The following is a 556-nucleotide window of genomic DNA, read 5'->3' as shown; positions in this document are numbered from 1 at the left end:
TCCCGTTAGTTGAACGTTGAATAACAAAATTCATGCCGAAATAAATTTTTTTAATGACGCACGGTAAACTAGATATGCAGGTACATTAAACAGTGAAAATGCAACCATCCACATAGGATGAAGTTTGCTGTGCCTATAACCCTGAATCATCGCCCATATAGCGAACAATATCCAATATATGATGAAACACAATATAATAGCGTATCTCCAAACAAAGGTAAAATACTCGAAGAGGATGTCCACTGACCAATCTCCGGCTTTATAACCCTCGCCACCCATTCCGTTTATGTACAACATGGTCTTGAACGGCTTCGCTCTTTGGTACTCGAATACTACCCTGGAGGACGAACCTTCCCACTGATAAATATGGAAGTTTGTTACCTGAGTAGCTTTCTCTATACGTTCAACAATGACTTCTTTGTCGGACTCGCTTATTTCACCGTCATCGAGCAGTTTAAACGTAGATTCCGCAACTTGTATCCGTTGGGATTCCAACCGGTAATCATTAATAAAGAAAATACATCCAAGGAGTATTCCCAGCACTGCAAAAATAATT

The 556-nt window shown here is 39.7% G+C and carries 1 protein-coding gene; it reads right to left on the bottom strand.

All coding sequences use genetic code 11. The features are described from left to right. Positions 1-30: 30 nt before the first annotated feature. Positions 31-556: hypothetical protein (locus tag I8J29_RS33550; RefSeq protein WP_208851570.1), on the bottom strand; the 526-nt coding region annotated here is incomplete at its 5' end.

This window comes from Paenibacillus artemisiicola (genome assembly GCF_017652985.1).
GTDB classification, from domain to species: Bacteria; Bacillota; Bacilli; order Paenibacillales; family Paenibacillaceae; genus Paenibacillus_Z; species Paenibacillus_Z artemisiicola.
This window is presented reverse-complemented; position numbering and strand designations above follow the sequence as displayed.